The sequence below is a fragment of the Lentibacillus sp. genome (assembly GCF_035301675.1).
In the GTDB taxonomy this organism is placed as follows: domain Bacteria; phylum Bacillota; class Bacilli; order Bacillales; family Amphibacillaceae; genus Lentibacillus.
Genome location: NZ_DATGTT010000006.1, coordinates 32,497 through 48,590, shown reverse-complemented (window position 1 = coordinate 48,590; position 16,094 = coordinate 32,497). Strand labels below are relative to the sequence as shown.

Here is a 16,094-nt window from a genome sequence, read left to right as displayed (position 1 = left end):
GCTTAACATCAACTGCAGATAACCATCACAATAAAAAGAGGTTGCCCTATATAGGGAACAGCCTCTTTTGTATGCTTAACCTTTAAATGTGGTGAATTTATCCGCAGCTGATACACGACCCTTTTTAGCAGGTTTCTCATCAAAATAGCCAAGATGCAGGAAGCCGACGATTTTTTCGTTTTCCCCGACATTCAGGATGTCTTTGACTTGCTGATTATAAATATGTGAATTGGTTTTCCAGACGACGCCAAGCTGCTGTTCCCAGGCAAGCAGCCAAAAGTTTTGAATCATGCAAGCGGTTGCTCCAAAATTTTCATCCCATTGTTTTCGGCTCTCAGGTTCTTCCATCACAACCACCAGAAAAGCAGTTGGCTCACTGAGATATTCAAAGCGGTTTTGCTGTCGTTCTTCGGGATAGGTGGCGGCTACTTTTTCAGCAAAGTTCTCTGTCTGATCAGGTCTGATAAAAATGAAACGCCAGGGCTGTCGCACGCCATGTGTAGGTGCCCAGACGGCATCTTCCAACAGTTCCTTGACAGTTTCTTCGGCTACGGGTTTATCATTATAATGCTTTTTCACAGCACGCCGTTCGCGGATGACCTGCTGCAGGGCTGTCGGCCGTTTTGTCACTTCCATATGATGTCCTCCCTTTATTCGTATCACTCTAAATTTACAATCATAATTGATAATTATTTTCAATTATGATTGTAGCCGATATGGGAGAAAAAAGCAAAACTATTCAATGTTAACAGACTTTTGAAGCGGCATACGCGAGAAATTTTGTTATACTTAGGGCAACACCCAAATGAAAAGGAAGGAAATCCGATGAATCAATTTATGGAGCGGGCAGTGGAACTCGCTGCAGAGAATGTCCGTAATGGCGGTGAACCTTTTGGTGCCGTTCTTGTGAAGAATGATAAACAGGTTGCTGAAGGTGTCAATGAATTGCATAAGCGTTTTGATATTACAGCACATGCAGAAATTCTGGCAATGCGGAAAGCACAAAAGATGATGCATTCACATATGTTGCAGGGATATACAATGTATGCCAGCGGTGAGCCTTGTCCGATGTGCCTGACAGCGATGTATTTTTCAGGTATTGATACGATTTATTATTGTAATTCATCTGAGGATGCCGTTGAAGCAGGTCTTGGAAAGACAAAAGATATTTATGAGGAACTGCAGAAGTCGAAATCGGAGCGGCAGATAGAGATGGTCCATATGCCGTTAAGAGATGGCCAGGAAGATCCAATGCAGTTATGGAAAGCCCGTTCCTGATCAACGTTGACAATGGATTGCCATACTCGTATGATAATAAGTAGCAAATCTAGGGGAGGTCCTATCCGACAATGAAGTAAACCCACGTTTTCCGTAAGTTTGAATCATTCAAACAAACGTTACCGCCTTTAGGAACGAGAGGGATACGTGTGTGCTTTTTTCGGGTGGCAATCCATATATAATTCCGGGAACAAGTATATCCATATGCCCATTTCGTTTATCCAAAGGCAGGTTCAACAGATGGGGGTATGGATATGTTTATTTTTCAAGGAAAAGGACTCAGCAAGGAATGGGACGGCAAAAAGCTTTTCAGCGATATTGATATGGCATTGCAAAAAGGAGAACATGTGGCGTTATTCGGACGAAACGGCACAGGGAAAACAACCCTGCTAAATGGTTTGCGGGGGGACGTAGCGTTTGATTCAGGTTTAGTACAGCGCTTTGTCCCCGTTGAAAAATGGGGGTTCCTGGAACAGGATCCGGGATATGGCACGCTAACGGTACTTGATTTTGTTCAGACCGCTGCCGGGAAGGTTTATGAATTAAAGCAACAGCTGGAGACATTACATGCACAATCTGAATTTGATATGGAAAATTACACACAGATTTATAATGCATTTTTGGACTATGATGGCTTTCAGCTGGAGTCGAAAGCAGAAAGCGCATTGCAGCAGGTGAAACTTCCGGCATCGGTTTGGAACGACTCTTTTGACAAGCTAAGCGGCGGTCAAAAAACACGGGCACAATTGGCAAGACTCATTTTGAAAAACCCGGAATGCATCATCATGGATGAGCCCACTAACCATCTCGATAAGGAAACAATGGAATGGCTGGAGGAGTGGCTTGTGAATTATCCTGGAGCTGTTTTGTTCGTATCGCATGATCGATATTTTTTGGACCGTACAGCGGATGCCATCTATGAACTGACTCCGATATCCTGCAGACGATACGGAGGGGCCTACACCGAATACCGGCAGCAAAAAGAGTTGGAACGGCGGACACAGGAAACACTGTATCAGAAACAACAAAAGAGAAAAGAAGCGTTATTAGCCACAATCCGCAATTATCAGCAATGGTATCAGCAGGCACACAAAGCCGCCGGAACAAATGATTTCGCCCGGTCCAAGGCAAAGAAAAATGTGTCCCGGTTTAAGGCAAAAGAAGCAGAACTGGAACGGCTTGAAAAAAATAAAGTACAAAAACCGCAATCAGATAAAAACGTGAATCTAACGCTTGATGGTGCTAGCTTTTCGGCAAGAAGGCTTCTGCAGATTGAAAATTTGTCGTTTTCATTCAAAGGAGAACAGATGTTATTTTCCGGTTTGAATACGTCCATTTATCGGGGGGACCGGATTGGTGTAATCGGCCCCAATGGTTCAGGCAAATCCACGCTGCTGAAACTGATAGCAGGAAAGCTGACACCGGAAAGTGGGGATATAAAGCTCAATCCACAGACGAGCATCGGCTATTTTGCCCAGGAACTTGAAAACCTTGATGAACACAGCACGATTTTGGACAGTATACTTGAGTTGCCCGGCATGACCCAGTCAGAGGCACGCACAATTCTTGGCTGTTTTCTGTTCCCGCAGGAGACTGTATTCAAGCAAATTTCATCACTCAGTATGGGCGAAAAATGCAGAGTCGCCTTTATTCTTTTGTATTTCAGCAGTGCCAACTTATTGGTGCTGGATGAGCCGACAAACTTTCTCGATGTTGATACAAAAGAAGTCATCGAGGATGTTCTGCAAGCATATCCGGGCGCATTGATCATTGTTTCCCACGACCGTTACCTGATTCAAAAAACGGCAAACCGGGTTCTGGAATTGGGAAACGGCCAGGTTTTGGATTACGAGGGAAACTATGGGCAATTTATGGAACATAAAAAAAGGAAGGCAAACTATAACCCTGACACGGAAAATGATGTACAGGAGCTGGAGCTGAGATTGACACAGCTGATGAGCATGGAAACAACGATTGATGAAGAGCAGCAGAGCATTTTAAATGAAATCGGTATAATACAGCAGAAACTTCTACGGTTAAGACGATGACATGATAGGATGGTGAAAGTGGATTCTATAGTTTTTTGAAAGGGGTATTCCAGTGAATGAACAAATCAAAAAAGCTTTGCTCCAGGCAGGTGACGATTCCAATATAAAAACGACTAAACATGCAGCAGGCGGCTCAATCAATGAAAGCTGTTTTGTCGAGACTGATAACCGGAAGTATTTCATAAAATTTCATCCGGAGGCACCGGATCGCTTTTTTGAACTTGAGGCAAGAGGGCTGGAGCTGATCAGGGAAACAAATTCGATTGCCGTACCGGAAGTGTTTACGTATACAGATGAAAGTAACAGTGCATATCTTGTGATGGAATGGATTGATGGGGCGCCGTCAGCGGATACAGACCGGATATTGGGTGACCGCATTGCGGCTATGCATCAGACGTTTGGTGAAAAGCATGGGTTTGATGATGATACATTTATTGGATCACTTCCACAGACAAACGGCTTGTTTTCAAGCTGGCTGGAATATTATCGGGATCAGCGGCTTGCTGCTCAATTACGGATGGGTATCGACAAAGGCAGAATGACCGGCAAACGACGCGGACGCATGGAAACATTGCTTGAAGATCTTGGCAAGTGGATTCCTGATGATGCCGCCCCGTCTTATCTTCATGGTGATCTGTGGGGCGGTAACTGGCTGGCCGGTCCCGGGGGCGAACCATATGTGATTGATCCATCATTCCTTTATGGTGACCGGCACTTTGAACTGGCATTCACTGAGGTGTTTGGCGGTTATTCCAGTGATTTTTACCGGGCCTATCAGGAACAATTCCCGTTATCACCGGACTATGAGGACATTAAACCGCTGTATCAGCTGTATTATTTACTTGTTCATTTGAATATGTTCGGTGAAGCATATGGACGCTCGGTGGACACAATTTTGAAGCGGTATGCCGGTTGAATATTCCGGCACAATTTCGTCAAAAAGTATGTTGGAAATGTGCTGAATCTCACAATTTCCCCTATGGTAAATCGTGTATGATGAGGATACATGATACGAATTGGTGTGATAATGGATGACATTTTATGAACTTCTCGTTTTTATACATGTTTTTTCAGCAATCCTGGGTTTGGGTCCGGGGTTTGTGATGATTTATATTGTCACGAAGGCTGAAACGATGACTGAACTAAGGCATGCTTACGTTATCAGGAACCGTCTGCATATTTATGTGATGGTAGGGGGGACCTTGCTGTTAATAACCGGTCTCTGGATGGGGGCGCTGAACCCCTGTTTATTCAGCCAGGGATGGTATGTCTTGAGTCTTGTGTTATTCCTGGCCGGACTTGCTTTCGGACCTATTATTTTGTCACCGCGGTCGAAGCCGATTAAAGCATTGCTGAAAGAACATCAAGGAGAGCATATACCTGATGAATACTACGTGTTATCCAAAAAACTCTTTTTCTATGAACGGGTTGAAAATATCATTTTTTTGATTGTTATTGCGTTGATGATACTGAAGCCTTTTTAATGGAGCACATGTAAATGTATTTTTAACCGCTGGTAAAACTTGCTTCCGGGAAAAAGTCGTTACTCAATTTCTGAGCATAGTCAAAACAACCTGAAGAAAAACAATGGACAGGCTAATACATAAGAAAGGCGCACATGCTCAGTTGTGCGCCATTTTTAAACCTATTTAATTTTCTCCCATGTATTCTTCCAGTGTAATGCCTTGCTCCATAATATCCGTCGCTGCTTTTTCACCAACATACCGCAGATGCCACGGCTCATATTGATATTGGGTAATGTCTTCTTTCCCTTTCGGATACCGGATGATAAAACCATATTCGGCTGCATGCTCCTTGAGCCATTGGCCTTCATCGGTTTTGCCGAACTCAACGGTTAATTTAAAATCAATATCCGGACTGGTGACATCCATTGTCAATCCGGTCTGGTGCTCACTCTCACCAGGTCTTGCGCTGAAGTTATTCGCTGCTTTTTCACCATGTTCCTGGACATTGGCGGCAAAAATAGCATCTTGTCTGTCGTAGGAGCGGTATCCGGACTGAGCATACAGCTCAAGTCCTGCATTGTCCGCCGCTGCAAACATGTCTTCCATGGCTGTTGCGGCCACTTGCCGCATTTGTTTCTTTGGCAAAAAGTCTTCAAACGGGAAGCGGACATCCGGTACGACAAGATTGATAGGTTCGAACCCTTCCGGCAGCGCATTATCTTTATTGACAAGCGCCAGAATTTCGTGCGGATTACTGATTGCATCAGAATTGTTGCCGGATTTTTGAAGGCCTGAACCAGGCTCTATGGATGTAGCGTTTTTTAATGATTTCTTCAGTGCATCTCTGGTTACATCGTCGTAAACACCGGTTACAGGCAGGTTCTCCTGCTGCATTTGATAGTCTGTGACAGCCCATGTCGTCATGTCATGATAAGTCCCGGTTGGATTTATGTCATACCCGATTTGATTCACGGCCCTCTGCAGCATTTTCACAGAATCACTTGTATCGTTTTTTTGCAGGTATTCCTGCGGCAATTGGATCTGTTTATTGGCCGGTTCGGTCTTTTTTTGGTTGTCTGATTCATCTTTTGGTGCGTTCTCAGCGGATTGCTTGTCTTCTGAAGTCCCATTATTGCAAGCTGTAATCAGAAATAGCGTGGCAAATAGCGCTAGAGCGCCCGTAAGACTTTTCTTTAACATCAAATTCTCCCCTGTCATTCGTTCTTCTTTTTCTGTTATATCTTAACACGCTTATTTTGGTGTAATCCATGAAAAATCAAGGGTAATGGAAAGGTAGCGGCAATTCATCAAACGTTTGATCAATTGTGATGAAGGGTGGAAGCAATGGCAAAAGACTGGTGATTCGACCAGTCTTTCATTATTGTTCTTTTGCCTCAAACAGCTTGCAAATCTCAACAATGACATTTGTTGCTTTTTCCATATTATCGACGGAAATGTATTCAAATTTTCCGTGATAGTTTTCGCCGCCCGTGAAGATATTTGGTGTCGGCAGTCCCATGTATGAAAGCTGTGAGCCGTCTGTACCGCCGCGGACAGGCTTTACAAGCGGAGTGATCTCAGCGTTTTCCATCGCCCCATAAGCGATATCCACTATGTGTTTAACCGGTTCGATTTTCTCGCGCATATTGTAATATTGATCCTTCATCTCAATTTCTGCAGATCCCTCACCGTATTTGCCATTGATTTCTTCGGTGAATTGGCGCATTGTTTCTTTCCGTGCTTCAAAGTTGTCTTTGTCAAAGTCCCGGATAATATAGGATACCACGGTTTGTTCCACATCGCCATTCACATCGAGCAGATGATAGAACCCTTCATATTTTTCAGTGTGTTCGGGCGCTTGTTGCTTCGGAATCTTAGTGATGAATTCAGCAGCTATTTTTCCTGCGTTGACCATTTTATTTTTGGCTGTGCCGGGATGTACGCTATTGCCACGAAATGTGATTCTGGCAGCAGCGGCGTTAAAGTTTTCATACTGCAATTCACCCAGCGGCCCTCCATCCATTGTATAGGCGTATTTGGCAGCAAAATGGTCAACATCAAATTTATGCGGACCGCGGCCGATTTCTTCATCAGGAGTGAAGGCTACACGAATTTTCCCATGTTTTATTTTCGGGTGGTCGATTAAGTAAGCCATTGCCGTCATGATTTCTGCGATGCCGGCTTTGTTATCGGCGCCAAGCAAGGTGGTGCCGTCAGTTGTAATGAGTGTATGCTCTTTATAGCCCAGCAGTTCCGGGAAGTCATTGGCGGATAAAACAACACCCTTGTCTTCGTTTAATGTCAGGTCTGTGCCGTCGAAGTTATTCACAATTTGCGGCTTCACATTTTTGCCGGTGAAATCAGTCGCCGTATCAACATGGGCAAGAAAACCAATTGTCGGGATGTCTTTTTCGGTATTTCCCGGCAGTGTTGCCATCACATAGCCATTATGATCGATCGAGACATCAGCCATGCCGATTTCTTTTAACTCTTCCACAAGCAGATTAGCCAATTCCAGCTGTCCCGGTGTTGATGGTGTTGCCGTATTAGCTTCATCTGACTGAGTATCGATTTTTACGTATCGTGTGAAACGTTCGATTAATTCTTCTCTCATTATATATCCATCTCCTCGTCCATCTATTTTACCATTTTTATCATCAGAAAATGAAGAATAATTCGTGCTGTTCATTGGCTTGTCCATCGGTTAAAATAGGAAGTGAGCACAATGAACGACAATAGATAAATGCAACACTTTAAACTGGGAGGTTGTAGAATGTCAGTTGTTGTAAGTGATAAATGGCTTCAGGAGAGACTGGAAAACGACCCGAAAAATACAGTAGTAGTGGATACGCGCTTTGAATTAACAGATGCGGATGCCGGCAGGAAAGTCTATTTGGAAGGCCATATCCCGCAAGCGGTTTATCTGGATTTAAATAAGGATTTATCTGATAAGGCAGCTAAGCATGGAGGCAGTCATCCCTTGCCCGATATGGAGATGTTTACTGCCAAAATAGGCAACATCGGGATTGATCAGGATACCACGGTCGTTATTTATGATCAGAAGAATGACATGTTCGCTGCACGACTCTGGTGGCTTTTGCAATACGCAGGTCATCAAGATGTCCATTTACTCGACGGTGGATTTGAACAATGGGTGAAAGCAGGTCGTGATGTTACAACAGAAGTGCCAGCACTTGAAGCGAAGGAATTCAAGCCTGCGTTTCGAGAAAATGATGTTGTCCATATCGATGAAGTCCAAGAAAAACTGCAGAATCAGTCAGCAACATTGATTGATTCACGTTCACGGGATCGCTATCTTGGTAAAAACGAAACACTTTATATAAAGGCCGGTCATATCCCCGGTGCGAAAAATTTCTTTTGGAAGAATGTTTTTGATGAAAACGGCCAGTGGAAAGGGGCCACGGAACTCGAGAAAAATTTTGATTCATTATCCAAAGATGACGAAATTATCGTTTCCTGCGGCTCAGGTGTCTCGGCATGTCCGAATGTGCTTGCCCTGAAATCAGCCGGATTCGAAAATGTGAAGCTGTACCCTGGGAGCTTCAGTGACTGGATTTCCTATGATGAACATGAAGTGGAAACAAAGGAAGAATGACGATGAACAAAAAACGCTGTGAATGGGTGACAGATGACCAGATCTATATCGATTATCATGATTATGAGTGGGGGAGGCCGGTCCACGATGATCATAAATTATTCGAAATGCTTTCTTTGGAAGGCGCACAAGCAGGGCTGAGCTGGATTACAATACTTAAACGCAGGGAAAGTTATCGAAAGGCATTTGATCAATTTGATCCGGAAAAAATCGCTTATTACGACACTGACAGGGTTCACAAACTTATCCAGGACAAAAGCATCATCCGGAACAGACAAAAAATCGAATCCGTTATTACCAATGCTATGGCTGTATTGAGCATTCAGCGGGAATTTGGGAGCTTTGATCGTTATATTTGGCAATTTGTCGGCGGGGAGCCGATTGTAAATGACTGGGCCGAGCATGCAGACGTTCCCGCGACAACCAAAGAATCGGAGCAAATGAGCAAAGACCTGAAAAAACGCGGATTCAAATTCGTCGGACCAACGATCTGCTATGCATTTATGCAGGCCACAGGTATGGTGAGTGACCATACGAAGAAATGTTTTTTGGGACAGGGTGGCTGACACCTTGTCCCATTATGGTTCTTTCCGATGTTTTGTTGCCTGCTCATAGGCATATGCCAGTTCAATCAGCCTTGCTTCGGAAAAGGCCGCTCCTGTAAAGGTGATGCCGACTGGTTTGCCTGCTGATGTAAAGCCCGCCGGGACGGTTATGGATGGATACCCCGCTTTAGCCGCAATAATGGACCCGTAGTTATTTGCAAAAATTAAAGCATCCAGGTTATTTTCCTCTATGGCCTTGTCGATACCTTTTTCCTGTGACATCTCCAGATCCTTCAGCCGGGCGTTAATATATTCCGCCTCAGTGAGTTTCCCGCTTTTTTTATCGGATTGTTCAAACCTTGTCTGGCCGTATTTGAGCGCCTTCTGCTTATGCTGTTTATTAAATTGAATAACATCCTCTAATGAATGGACAGATGAATATGCCGGCAGGTCCTTCAGAAAGGCGTTGAGCCCGTTTTTGAATTCATGAATCATAACGCTTATATCATTCGAATGAAAGGGCAACTCAACTGGATCAGCTATGGCAGCACCCAACTTCTCCATATCGGCCAAAGCTGTATTGATAATGGCCGCTTCGTCTTCATCCAGGTCTTTCAAATAATCGTGTGAAATGCCCAGCCTTGCTGTTTTTAAGCCATTTTTATTAAGCGCTTGTACATAATCCGCTGTTACATTGTCCCGGCTGATAAAAGTCGCAGGGTCTTGCTCATCAATGCCGGTGAGAGCGTTCAGCATAATGGCTGCGTCTCTAACTGTACGGGTCATTGGTCCGGCTGTGTCCTGGCTGGTTGAGATGGGTATGATTCCAGTTCGGCTTAACAGGCCAACAGTCGGTTTGATGCCGACAATGGCATTGCTGCTTGCCGGGCTGAGAATCGATCCGCTCGTTTCTGTTCCTATGGCTCCAGCCGCAAAGTTCGCAGCAATTCCAGCTCCCGATCCCGCACTGGAACCGCCTGTATCAAATTCACCCAAGCCATATGGATTCATCACCTGCCCGCCCAGTGAGCTGAACCCATTAGGCATCCCGTCGGTCATAAAGTTCGCCCACTCAGTCAGATTTGTTTTTCCAAGAATAACAGCACCGGCCGCACGCAGCTTTTTAACGATAAAGGCATCTTCCCGTGCGTAATGGTTTTCAAGTGCCAGCGATCCGGCGGTTGTATGTGTGTTATCTCCGGCGGTATTGATGTTGTCCTTAATTAAAATAGGGATACCGTGGAGCGGACTGCGTGTGCCGTTTTGTTTCCTTTCTGTATCGAGTGCTTCCGCGATATGCAATGCTTCGGGATTCATTTCCAGTACTGCATTGATCTCGTCATTATGGTCGGCGATTTGCTTCAAATACATCATTGTGAGTTTTTTGGCTGATAGATTGCCAGCTTCCACTTCATATTGCATATCGGAAATGGTGGCTTCGTTGAGTGTAAATGCCATTGTATCTCCTCCTTGTTAACCCCTTTATAAAACACTATATCACGTGATTGAATATGTAGCAGAATCCACACTTTGTGACTTTGTTCGGTGCTTCTATTGCGGTATAACTTTTCAATTCGGAAGCTGATAGTCATCGGAGTTGGTAACATAGTCGACATTTTCTTAATCAATTTCTAATGTCATCCTCAGTTTCCATTAATTTTCCAACGGTACTATGTAAGTAATGATTTGTTACGAGGAGGAGACAAGGATGAAAGCTACCTGGCGCTGTTGTCTTTATAAGTTTGATCGGAATGAATTACTGTGTGACTTTTCCGGTCACCTCAAAAGCGTTGCTTCTTTTTTATGAAGAGGGGGAAGTAACTTATAAAGCAGGCCAGCTGCTCAAGATAAGCTTCATATTGATGCCGCTTTATATCCTTGCATTACTTCTGTTTTATTTTACGTACTGGCAGTGGACAGGTTTATCTATCTAGAAGATAATACCATCCGCCTTACCCGGCGATCTCCTTGTACAACATGTCCAGCACATCCGGAAGCGGGAACACTTTGTGCTTTGGGGCAATTCGGTCCTGATAAAAGTAAAGAAAGATAAAAATTATTAAACTTTTATATTTATTAAATAGATACTGTACGTGACGATACTATAAATATTAAAATATAATCTGCTGCACTTAATCGTATTGGCATCGTAGAAGGAGACACAACTCATATGAAAAAAGTCTTGAAAATCGGAAGCGCTTTTATCGGAATCATTGTCGGGGCAGGTCTCGCGTCCGGACAAGAGATCTTACAGTACTTTACCAGTTTCGGTTTATGGGGCGTTGTTGGAGCGATTGTGACAATTGCTTTATTCGCTTATGTCGGAATGATGCTCGTGTGGTTGGGCAGCCGTGCGAAGCAGCCATCGCATAAAGAGGTTATTTATCGAGTCAGCGGCCGTTATCTGGGCTTCCTCATTGATTATATTCTAATCTTTACATTGTTCGGAGTTGGTGTAGTTATGATCGCCGGAGCCGGTTCCAATTTAAATCAGCAGTTCGGCATTCCGATTATTGCTGGTACAACGCTGATAACCATTTTAATTATTGTAACCGGCATGCTGCAGGTTGACCGTGTTGTGAACATCATCGGCGGGATCACACCATTTCTTATTATGTTTGTCGTGGTTGTTTCCATCTACAGTTTTCTGACAATGGACGGATCTTATCTTAGCTTGGACAGCATTGCTAGAGAACATCCGACAAATCTGCCAAATTGGTTTGTTTCAGCCATCAATTACGTTTCGTTTAACACAGCTGTAGGCGCCTCTATGGCAATTGTTACAGGTGCTGCTGAGGCAGACCGTAAGACGGCGGGCTGGGGCGGCTTTGCCGGCGGGGTTGGTCTGGGTCTCATTATTCTTTTAAGTCATCTGGCCATCTTCGCTAAAATTGAAGACGTTGGCAGCCTGGAATTACCGACACTTGGAATTGTGAATGACATATCGCCAATTTTAGGTGTCCTTATGTCACTGGTATTATTCGCCATGATTTTTAATACAGCTATCAGCATGTTCTACTCGTTCGGTGCGCGTTTTACGGAGCCAGCGACGAAAAAATTCAAAGTCTTTTTCATCATTACAGTGATTACCGGCTATGCGGCAAGCTTTGTCGGATTTACTGATCTCGTTTCATCCCTGTACCCATTTATCGGTTATCTCGGACTCGTATTAATCATCGTACTTATTATCGCCCCATTCAAAGTCAAAAAGTGGGAAGAGAGTGTCTGACTCTTTGTCCATCTTTGAAAATGTTTATTGTATCTTTAAAAATAAACGCTAATAAAAGCCTTTTTAGTATAACTTTATTGACTTCCTGTAGTTTATAAAATAAACTAGTATCAAAAGGAGGTGGATCAGATGAATTTTACTGGCAGCGGCATAGATAAATTCAGAGAATATCTGTGGATTTGCTATGCGCTTTTTTCCGATGTTTCTATCAAAGGGATACGTATGTCCTTTTTTAAGATAACTTAACGGAAAAATACCAGTAAGAGACATCTGTCCACGAACGGAATTTTTATATTCAAGGCGGTGGAGACTGTTTCTCTGCCGTCTTTTTTGTTGTATAGGAAAGTATAAACTTTTGGCTCTACGAATGCTTTATCAAAAATTGCCACGTCCGGCTCCAGCGCCCAGCGACTAGCGTGACTTCCTTCACCTCCGTCCGATAAGTCAACAGCGGCTTCCTATGGTCGCCGTGTTTCCTTTATCTCCTGCGGTTCAGTCCAGTCCGTACGTCGCTAAACGGGCGCTTGCGCCTTTGTTCTTGTTGCAGCAGTGTCTCTTCAAACGGAGGAAGAGAATTATGATCGTATGCAGTATACAAAAAGTAACGCAAATAACTGGTGCTAATACTATTTTTGAAGGAATGACAACTGAAATTAAACAAGGTAATCGAATCGGGTTAATCGGCCGAAATGGGGAAGGAAAGACGACGTTATTGGATCTAATCGCCCGGAAAACGGAGCCTGCTTCAGGGCAAATGACGTGGAAAAAAGGTTTAACGGTTGGGCTGCTTGAACAAAGGCCGGAAATTGACGACAGGAAGCAGGTTGAAGCCATTCTTTATGATGTTTTTGATGAGATTGAAGATTTGAAAGTGAGAATGGCAAAACTGGAACGGGCCATGTCGGAGGAGACAGACCCTGATAAATTAACGCGACATATTGAAAAATACGGCGAACTGCAGGAAAAATTCCAGCAGGATGGCGGTTATGAAGTCGACTCGAAAATCAGACGAATCATGAGCGGACTTAACATTGATGACTTATCTCAAAAGAAATGGCGGCAGCTCAGTGGCGGTGAACGGACAAAGGTCGGGTTAGCCCAGTTGCTGCTGACTTCACCCGATCTGTTGCTGTTGGATGAACCGACGAATCACCTTGATCTTATAGCGATTGAATGGCTTACCGATTTTATCCAGCAATATCTTGGGACGGTTGTGATTGTTTCACATGATCGCTACTTTTTGGATGAGAACGTAACATCCATCCTGGAGATGGATCAAGGGGAATTGATTAAATATCGCACCGACTACTCGGGTTATGTGAAAGAACGCGAAGAACGTCTTCTGCGGGAATTCCAGCAATACGAAGATCAGCAAAAGAAGATCAAAAAAATGAAAGAAACCATTAAACGGCTTAAAGAATGGGCGAACCAGGCCAACCCGCCTAATGCAGGGTTGCATCGCCGGGCGAAAAGCATGGAAAAAGCACTGAAACGGATTGATGTTATGAAAAGGCCGGTTTTAGAGCATAAAAAGATCGGGTTGGATTTTCAAATCGGCAAACGGAGCGGAAATGATGTTATGATTATGGAAGCAGTTTGTAAGTCGTTTGGTGAACAGCTATTGTTATCAGCAATCGATATACATGTTCGGTTTCAGGAGCGAGTTGCTATTGTCGGTGAAAATGGAAGTGGAAAATCCACCATATTGAAAATGATACTTGGTACGGAAACGGCAGATGATGGTGAAATTAGGTTAGGAAGTAATTTGTCAGTCGGTTTTTTGTCCCAGCATATGACTGAAATGGATAAGGACAGATCAATCCTGGATGCGTTTCGTGATCAGGTTCATGTAACAGAAGGGGAAGCCCGAGGGATATTAGCACGATTTCTGTTTTATGGAAAGACTGTTTTTCAAAAAGTAGAAGACTTGAGCGGCGGAGAAAAAATGCGTTTGCGTCTTGCCCAGCTTGTTCATCAAAACCACAACCTGCTCATATTCGATGAACCGACCAACCATTTGGATATTGAATCAAAAGAAGTGCTGGAAGATGCTTTGGAACATTTTGATGGAACAATCGTAGCTGTTTCCCATGACCGGTATTTCCTGGATAAAATTTTCCCTGTTACGTACTGGCTTGCTGACGGAGAATTGATGCGATATGAAGGGAACTATTCATTTGCAAGGGAAAAACGGGAAGTGTATCAATAGTTTTATCTTATCTGTCGGAATATGATAAACTGAAAATCCATCATGGCAAGAAAGGAAGCTGTTATATGAAATACGTTACACTAAATAATGGACTTGAAATACCACAACTAGGCTTTGGTGTCTGGCAAGTGCCGGATGAAGAAGCAACACCGGCTGTATCCAAGGCAATTAAAGTTGGGTATCGTTCAATTGATACGGCGAAAGCATATGAAAATGAAAATGGGGTTGGAAAAGCTCTTGAACAAAGCGATGTTCCCCGTGAAGATCTGTTTATCACAACAAAAGTATGGAATTCAGACCAGGGTTATGAAAATACGTTAAAAGCGTTTGACGAAAGTCTTGAGAAAATAGGACTGGATTATGTTGATATGTACTTGATCCACTGGCCGACACCTGAGTTCGATGATTATGTCGAAACTTATAAGGCAATGGAAAAACTGTATAAAGATGGCCGTGCGAAAGCAATTGGTGTCTGCAATTTTAACATTGATCATTTGCAGCGACTGCTGGATGAATGTGAAGTCGTACCTGCTGTCAACCAGGTGGAGTGCCATCCATATCTCCAGCAGAAAGAGTTGAAAGCGTTCTGCCAAAAGCATGATATTTATCTGGAAGCTTGGAGTCCGTTAATGAGCGGCGGGGATGTTTTAAGTAATGATATTGTGAAGGAAATTGCTGAAAAGCACGGTAAAACAATCGCCCAAGTTGTTCTTCGCTGGCACCTTCAATCCAACTCGATTGTCATCCCGAAATCCGTTACACCATCACGGATTGAAGAGAATTTTGATGTGTTCGATTTTGAGTTAAGCCCAGATGATATGGATAAGATTGCTGAACTGGACCGCAACCATCGTAATGGCCCCGAACCAAGCCAAATGAATCATCGGTAATTGCTCTGAAGGACGTGGAGAAATCCGCGTCCTCTTCCTATCTTACTTGCATTTATAATAAGACGTATACTGTGGCTTGACGGCTATAAGTTTCAGAAGAAGCGATGATTTTCAAAATGTCTCCCGCTGATTAAAGCAATAATCTCATCCAAAGACCCGCTTCACTGCCTCTTCAAACTCCCGGAAATAGTCCGGCATCTCATCTTCAGACAATCCGGCACTCATATTCTCGGCAATCGATTTGTTATACCATTTTTGCTCTTCAAAGCCTGCGTTGAAGTTTTCCCACAATGCATCGCCCTGCAAATTATACTCTTGTTCCATCGATAACAGATTGTCCAATTTATCAGCGAGAATCAGGTATTTAATGTCTCTTGAAGCGAATTTTACGGTATCAATTGTATGTTGTTTACGTTCTTTCCATGTTTTTGATTTATCTTCTGTATGAGCGGAAACCAGGCTGGCAACCTTGATGCCGAATGCTTCTTCAATGTCCTCTATTTCATAAGGTGTGTCTTCCACGACGTCATGCAAATAACCGGCGCATACCAATTCGTCGTTGAATCCAGCCTCTTCAAGACGTTTGGCAACACGGATGGGATGAGTAATATAAGGGTCGTCAGAACTTTTCCGTATTTGGCCTTCATGGGCTTTTTCGGCAAAATTTTTTGCTTCCTTTTTCATTGATTGGCCTCCCGGAGTTAGATATTGAGAATAAGTATATCAGTTGAACAGCAATTGTTCCAGCAAGCAATTGCCATTTTGTTTTATTCCCGATCGATTACTGGTATGATAAACATAATGACATTTAAG

15 protein-coding genes are annotated in these 16,094 nt (G+C 43.6%); 10 read left to right on the top strand and 5 right to left on the bottom strand.

What is annotated here, in order from left to right; translation table 11 throughout:
• Window positions 1–75 precede the first annotated feature (75 nt).
• Complete coding sequence (locus VK097_RS00970) at window positions 76–636, bottom strand: nitroreductase family protein (RefSeq protein WP_324209922.1); 561 nt, start codon at window positions 634–636, stop codon at window positions 76–78.
• 189 nt (window positions 637–825) lie between these two features.
• Between VK097_RS00970 and VK097_RS00965 the strand changes: the two genes are divergently transcribed.
• The 4 genes from VK097_RS00965 (at window position 826) to VK097_RS00950 (ending at window position 4,810) form a co-directional block, all read left to right on the top strand.
• A complete protein-coding gene (locus tag VK097_RS00965; protein WP_324209921.1) occupies window positions 826–1,278 on the top strand; it encodes a nucleoside deaminase in 453 nt (150 codons plus the stop codon).
• Between the two features lie 254 nt (window positions 1,279–1,532).
• Window positions 1,533–3,326: a ribosomal protection-like ABC-F family protein gene (abc-f, locus tag VK097_RS00960; RefSeq protein WP_324209920.1), complete on the top strand. Its 1,794-nt coding sequence runs from the start codon at window positions 1,533–1,535 to the stop codon at window positions 3,324–3,326.
• A 52-nt stretch (window positions 3,327–3,378) separates the two neighbouring features.
• Entirely contained in the window at window positions 3,379–4,242 is an 864-nt protein-coding gene (locus tag VK097_RS00955) for a fructosamine kinase family protein (RefSeq protein WP_324209919.1), read from the top strand.
• Window positions 4,243–4,357: 115 nt separating this feature from the next.
• Window positions 4,358–4,810 (top strand): DUF2269 family protein, encoded by a 453-nt coding sequence (locus VK097_RS00950; RefSeq protein WP_324209918.1) that lies wholly within the window; start codon window positions 4,358–4,360, stop codon window positions 4,808–4,810.
• A gap of 165 nt (window positions 4,811–4,975) precedes the next feature.
• Here the strand turns inward: VK097_RS00950 and VK097_RS00945 are convergent, their stop codons facing one another.
• Entirely contained in the window at window positions 4,976–5,992 is a 1,017-nt protein-coding gene (locus VK097_RS00945) for a D-alanyl-D-alanine carboxypeptidase family protein (protein WP_324209917.1), read from the bottom strand.
• A gap of 178 nt (window positions 5,993–6,170) precedes the next feature.
• Complete coding sequence (gene pepT, locus VK097_RS00940) at window positions 6,171–7,406, bottom strand: peptidase T (RefSeq protein ID WP_324209916.1); 1,236 nt, start codon at window positions 7,404–7,406, stop codon at window positions 6,171–6,173.
• Between the two features lie 159 nt (window positions 7,407–7,565).
• Here pepT and VK097_RS00935 point away from each other — a divergent pair, with 159 nt between their 5' ends.
• Window positions 7,566–8,408 (top strand): sulfurtransferase, encoded by an 843-nt coding sequence (locus VK097_RS00935; protein WP_324209915.1) that lies wholly within the window; start codon window positions 7,566–7,568, stop codon window positions 8,406–8,408.
• 2 nt (window positions 8,409–8,410) lie between these two features.
• Window positions 8,411–8,974, top strand: a complete 564-nt coding sequence (locus VK097_RS00930) for a DNA-3-methyladenine glycosylase I (RefSeq protein WP_324209914.1) — start codon at window positions 8,411–8,413, stop codon at window positions 8,972–8,974.
• 12 nt (window positions 8,975–8,986) lie between these two features.
• Here the strand turns inward: VK097_RS00930 and VK097_RS00925 are convergent, their stop codons facing one another.
• Complete coding sequence (locus VK097_RS00925; protein WP_324209913.1) at window positions 8,987–10,411, bottom strand: amidase family protein; 1,425 nt, start codon at window positions 10,409–10,411, stop codon at window positions 8,987–8,989.
• Between the two features lie 712 nt (window positions 10,412–11,123).
• Here VK097_RS00925 and VK097_RS00920 point away from each other — a divergent pair.
• The 4 genes from VK097_RS00920 to VK097_RS00905 all read left to right on the top strand — a co-directional run bounded on the left by VK097_RS00920 (window position 11,124) and on the right by VK097_RS00905 (window position 15,281).
• On the top strand, window positions 11,124–12,182 hold the full coding sequence (locus VK097_RS00920) for a YkvI family membrane protein (RefSeq protein WP_324209912.1): 1,059 nt from the start codon (window positions 11,124–11,126) through the stop codon (window positions 12,180–12,182).
• Window positions 12,183–12,311: 129 nt separating this feature from the next.
• Window positions 12,312–12,428, top strand: coding sequence for an RAxF-45 family protein (locus VK097_RS00915; protein WP_324209911.1), 117 nt, complete (start codon window positions 12,312–12,314; stop codon window positions 12,426–12,428).
• 331 nt (window positions 12,429–12,759) lie between these two features.
• Window positions 12,760–14,391, top strand: a complete 1,632-nt coding sequence (abc-f, locus tag VK097_RS00910) for a ribosomal protection-like ABC-F family protein (protein WP_324209910.1) — start codon at window positions 12,760–12,762, stop codon at window positions 14,389–14,391.
• 65 nt (window positions 14,392–14,456) lie between these two features.
• Window positions 14,457–15,281: an aldo/keto reductase gene (locus VK097_RS00905; RefSeq protein WP_324209909.1), complete on the top strand. Its 825-nt coding sequence runs from the start codon at window positions 14,457–14,459 to the stop codon at window positions 15,279–15,281.
• A gap of 144 nt (window positions 15,282–15,425) precedes the next feature.
• Here the strand turns inward: VK097_RS00905 and VK097_RS00900 are convergent, their stop codons facing one another.
• Window positions 15,426–15,965 (bottom strand): HD domain-containing protein, encoded by a 540-nt coding sequence (locus tag VK097_RS00900; protein WP_324209908.1) that lies wholly within the window; start codon window positions 15,963–15,965, stop codon window positions 15,426–15,428.
• Window positions 15,966–16,094 lie beyond the last annotated feature (129 nt).

Excerpts from the sequence above, each read along its gene's own strand:
- VK097_RS00935 (WP_324209915.1), top strand. The coding sequence starts at position 7,566 with ATGTCAGTTGTTGTAAGTGATAAATGGCTTCAGGAGAGACTGGAAAAC.
- VK097_RS00970 (WP_324209922.1), bottom strand. The coding sequence starts at position 636 with ATGGAAGTGACAAAACGGCCGACAGCCCTGCAGCAGGTCATCCGCGAA.
- VK097_RS00905 (WP_324209909.1), top strand. The coding sequence starts at position 14,457 with ATGAAATACGTTACACTAAATAATGGACTTGAAATACCACAACTAGGC.
- VK097_RS00900 (WP_324209908.1), bottom strand. The coding sequence starts at position 15,965 with ATGAAAAAGGAAGCAAAAAATTTTGCCGAAAAAGCCCATGAAGGCCAA.
- VK097_RS00925 (WP_324209913.1), bottom strand. The coding sequence starts at position 10,411 with ATGGCATTTACACTCAACGAAGCCACCATTTCCGATATGCAATATGAA.
- VK097_RS00965 (WP_324209921.1), top strand. The coding sequence starts at position 826 with ATGAATCAATTTATGGAGCGGGCAGTGGAACTCGCTGCAGAGAATGTC.
- VK097_RS00950 (WP_324209918.1), top strand. The coding sequence starts at position 4,358 with ATGACATTTTATGAACTTCTCGTTTTTATACATGTTTTTTCAGCAATC.
- abc-f (WP_324209910.1), top strand. The coding sequence starts at position 12,760 with ATGATCGTATGCAGTATACAAAAAGTAACGCAAATAACTGGTGCTAAT.
- pepT (WP_324209916.1), bottom strand. The coding sequence starts at position 7,406 with ATGAGAGAAGAATTAATCGAACGTTTCACACGATACGTAAAAATCGAT.
- VK097_RS00945 (WP_324209917.1), bottom strand. The coding sequence starts at position 5,992 with ATGTTAAAGAAAAGTCTTACGGGCGCTCTAGCGCTATTTGCCACGCTA.
- VK097_RS00920 (WP_324209912.1), top strand. The coding sequence starts at position 11,124 with ATGAAAAAAGTCTTGAAAATCGGAAGCGCTTTTATCGGAATCATTGTC.
- VK097_RS00930 (WP_324209914.1), top strand. The coding sequence starts at position 8,411 with ATGAACAAAAAACGCTGTGAATGGGTGACAGATGACCAGATCTATATC.
- VK097_RS00915 (WP_324209911.1), top strand. The coding sequence starts at position 12,312 with ATGAATTTTACTGGCAGCGGCATAGATAAATTCAGAGAATATCTGTGG.
- abc-f (WP_324209920.1), top strand. The coding sequence starts at position 1,533 with ATGTTTATTTTTCAAGGAAAAGGACTCAGCAAGGAATGGGACGGCAAA.